This is a genomic window from Streptomyces niveiscabiei (assembly GCF_001419795.1).
GTDB lineage: Bacteria > Actinomycetota > Actinomycetes > Streptomycetales > Streptomycetaceae > Streptomyces > Streptomyces niveiscabiei.
The window spans coordinates 1-3,248 of the sequence record NZ_LIRL01000819.1 but is presented as its reverse complement, the minus strand read 5'-3'; the positions used below and the strand labels follow the sequence as shown (position 1 = coordinate 3,248).

The 3,248-nt window shown below is 72.0% G+C and carries 5 protein-coding genes and 1 pseudogene; 1 reads left to right on the top strand and 5 read right to left on the bottom strand.

Annotated features, from left to right (window positions below; all coding sequences use genetic code 11):
* The 4 genes from AOK24_RS34460 to AOK24_RS34445 form a co-directional block, all read right to left on the bottom strand.
* A partial coding sequence (locus AOK24_RS34460) for a VOC family protein (RefSeq protein ID WP_206191323.1) occupies nt 1–313 on the bottom strand: 313 nt, incomplete at its 3' end.
* 98 nt (nt 314–411) lie between these two features.
* Nucleotides 412–1,044: a hypothetical protein gene (locus tag AOK24_RS34455; RefSeq protein ID WP_055723927.1), complete on the bottom strand. Its 633-nt coding sequence runs from the start codon at nt 1,042–1,044 to the stop codon at nt 412–414.
* A gap of 3 nt (nt 1,045–1,047) precedes the next feature.
* Nucleotides 1,048–1,398 (bottom strand): hypothetical protein, encoded by a 351-nt coding sequence (locus tag AOK24_RS34450; protein WP_055723926.1) that lies wholly within the window; start codon nt 1,396–1,398, stop codon nt 1,048–1,050.
* A gap of 9 nt (nt 1,399–1,407) precedes the next feature.
* Nucleotides 1,408–1,824, bottom strand: a complete 417-nt coding sequence (locus tag AOK24_RS34445; protein ID WP_055723925.1) for a VOC family protein — start codon at nt 1,822–1,824, stop codon at nt 1,408–1,410.
* A 219-nt stretch (nt 1,825–2,043) separates the two neighbouring features.
* Between AOK24_RS34445 and AOK24_RS34440 the strand changes: the two genes are divergently transcribed.
* Complete coding sequence (locus AOK24_RS34440) at nt 2,044–2,637, top strand: hypothetical protein (RefSeq protein WP_055723924.1); 594 nt, start codon at nt 2,044–2,046, stop codon at nt 2,635–2,637.
* 168 nt (nt 2,638–2,805) lie between these two features.
* On the opposite strand, the pseudogene AOK24_RS34435 reads toward AOK24_RS34440, so the two are convergent.
* Nucleotides 2,806–3,248 (bottom strand): annotated as a pseudogene (locus AOK24_RS34435) (hypothetical protein); the annotation flags it as partial.

The following is a 3,248-nucleotide window of genomic DNA, read 5'->3' as shown; positions in this document are numbered from 1 at the left end:
CGAAAGCACTGTCCATGACGGGCGTGACCACCCGTCCCCCGCTCGCCACGGCCCGCGCGACGACGCCGTCCGCGTCCTCGACGAACACCCGCAGCAGACTCGGCATCACCGGCCAGTCCTCCCGCCGGTCGAACGCCAGCACCACGGTGTCCCCGACCCGCACCTCGCCATGCCCGACGGCCCCGTCCTCGGTCACCACCCGCCCCAACTCCTCACCCCCGAACACGTCCACCACGAAATCCAGAAACGCGCCGGTGTCCTCGGTGACGATCCAAGGGGCGACGGTGGTGTAACCGCTGGGCTGCGCAGACATGGGATTCCTCTCGCCGAAGTGCGTCACCGGCGACGGTAGGGCGCGACTAGGCCAGAAGGTGTCCTAGTCGAGGCGGGCCGCTCGCTCTGCCTGCGGTGTCAGAACCCGAACACCCCACCGACGTGGTCCTCGAGTTGCTGCTCCGTCATCGTGACGTCGACCCGGACGACCGGCAGGTGCAGGCGCGCGGTCTCCTCCTCAAGCCGTTCGACGAACATCGCGTCCCGCTCCGCGAGATTGCGTGCGGCCTTCTCCGGGTCGCTGGTCCGCCAGATGAACCCCTCGCCGGGAGCCGACCGGCCCGAGACGGCCGCTTCTCGGAAGGCGGGCGTCGGGAGGAGCCAGACGGCGTGCTGCGCAGCGGGGAGCAGGGGGTGGACGAGGCGGGGGAGGAGGCGGAAGCCCTCGACGATCACGGGCCGGTCCTGGGGCAGGCGCAGCAGGTCCTCGACGATCAGGCCGAAGCCCTCGCCCCGGTACCAGTGGAACGTCTCGAACATGGTGCGCGGCGACCGGTCCACCCACCGCTCGTCCATGGACATCGCCATGAACTCGTGCAGGAACGGCGCCTGTTGGGGCGTGGTGCGCTCGGCGTGGTCCGGCATCGTGTCGTCCGTGACGTACAGACGCAGGCCCCGGCGCACGGCGAGCCTGCGGGCGATCGTCGACTTGCCGGCGCCGGGGCTCCCGCCGATCCAGTACACATGACGCAGCCGCGCGGCGAGGTCCACCGGTCAGTCCCCCTGGGACCACGCGGCCACCGGCAGCGAGAGGTACACGCCGAAGTCCTCCAGCCCCGTCGCCGAGGCGATCCCCGCGTGCAGTGCGTCCACCCGCTCCTGGCGGTTCCCCGCCCGGCTCTCGAACCACTTCGACCGCACCTCGATCACGACATCGAGCCCGCAGCGGTCGTACGGCCCCAGCGAGCGGAACCGCAACTCCACGTCCCCCGGCTGGAGTTCCCCGTCGTAGGGCTCCTCGGGACACTCCACGGCGACGGACACGAGATGGGGGAGGACGGCACCGAGTCCACGCAAGGTGTCCGCAGAGACGTGCGGGGCGTAAGTGATCTCCACGAGCGGCATCGGGCCACCCTAACCGTGGCCGTCGGTGTAGAGGCAGAAGGGATGCCCGGCGGGGTCGAGCAGGACACGGACGTTGCTCTGCGGCTGCAACTCGGCTTCCCTCGCCCCGAGGTGGAGCGCATGCTCGACGGCGACACGGAGATCGATGACCTCGAAGTCGAGGTGCGCGCTCATCCGCGGCGAGCCCTCACGCGGGGGCCAGACCGGAGGGGCGTACCCGTCGGCACGCTGGAAACCGAGATACGCGACGCCCTCCGGGGGTGCGACCGCGGCCCCGTCGTCGTCCTCCTTCACTATGGGCCAGCCGAGCAACTCCGAGTAGAAGCGGGCGAGTTCATGAGGATCGGGCGCCTCAAGGACGACGCCCCACCAGTCGTGCCGGGCCGTACGGGGCACGCCGGGACCGGGTTCGGGTCGGCCATGCACGGAACCTCATCCCCTCCGTCGCGTCCGGCGAATCCCACGCCGACTGATCGACGACGGTGATCCGACCGCCGGGCCTTCGTCAAGAACCCCCGGTTTCTTTGCGCAGCGCACGTATCCCAGCCTGCCACGCGCTCCCCCAAGCTCTGCGAGCAGGGGGGACCCCAGCGGCGTTGTCGTCGGTCGCCGACGCTCCGCGTCGACGCCGGACTGCTGGGCGGCATGGCCGCGACGGGCGTCCAGAGCGGCGTTCTCACCGGTCTGCTGGCCGGCCTGGTCGCGGGCGGGGTCACCCTGGTGCTCGCGCGGATTCCCGTGCCGCCGGCGCTGGGGGACGCCGCCTCGGCCGTACTGGTGCCGCTGGTGGCGAGCCTGGTGACCGCCGCGCTGGTCATCGCTCTCGTCGGGGAGCGGCTGACCGCGCTGACCGGGTGGCTGCACAGCAAGCTCGCGTGGCTGGAGTTCAACCACCTCGTCCTGGCCGGCGCGGTCCTTGGGCTGATGGTCTGCCGCGACCTCGCGATCGGCAAGGCGGCCGTCGCCTTCGGCACCGTGGGCGTCAGCGGCGTCGACCCCGCCGAGTTCAACCCGACCGGCATGACCATGATGGCCGCCGTCGTCGCGGCCGGCATGGTGCCCGCGCTCGGCATGAGCCTCGCCACCCTCGTCCGGGGCAGACTCCTCACCCCGTCGGAGCGGGCCTACGGCAAGGCCGCCTGGCTCTTCGGCTCGGCCTTCGTCCCCGAGGGCGCGATCCCCTTCGCCCTCGCCGACCCGCTGCGGGTGCTCCCGGCGGGGCCGTCACCGGGGCCCTGACCATGACCTTCCACGCCACGATCACCGTCCCCTACGGAGACATCGGCGAACTGCCGCTTCCTCCTCGCCGTCACCGCCGTCGCCCTCAAGAGCCTCGCCGGCCGCCCCGCCCCGCTTCCCGCGGCCCCCGCGGCGAAAGTCCGCAGAAGGACGGCCGTCGCACGGTGATCACCAGAACTGCCGCAGCCCGAAGCTCCGCAGGGACACGGGACTCGGCGGTTCCGCGGAGCTCCTGGCGTAGAGGAGCGGCATCGGGCCCCCCTCGTACGCGGCGGACCAGGCGAGCCACTGGTACGCGTACCACCCGCGTTCCATGCCGATGCCGACGCCGTTCCTGCCGAGGGTGCTGAGGGCCATCCGGTGGGCGAGGGCCACGTGGTAGCGGGCGCGGGCCAGCAGGGGGCGCTCCTCGTGGCGGGCGAACCACCGGAGCGCGGCGGCACCCCGTTCGGTGGGGGTGTCCGAGGCGGCGTGGAGCTTGAGGGCCTGCTCCAGGTCGAAGGTCTCCTCGCGCAGGAAGCGGGTCATCGTCCCCTGCGAGGCTTCGACGGCCGCGTCAAGGACCGTACCCGGCCGCCAGCGGGCGACGGCCGGCGCGCCGGACCAGTCGG

Coding starts and splice junctions, on each gene's coding strand:
- AOK24_RS34450 (WP_055723926.1), bottom strand. CDS start 1,398: ATGCCGCTCGTGGAGATCACTTACGCCCCGCACGTCTCTGCGGACACC.
- AOK24_RS34440 (WP_055723924.1), top strand. CDS start 2,044: ATGGCCGCGACGGGCGTCCAGAGCGGCGTTCTCACCGGTCTGCTGGCC.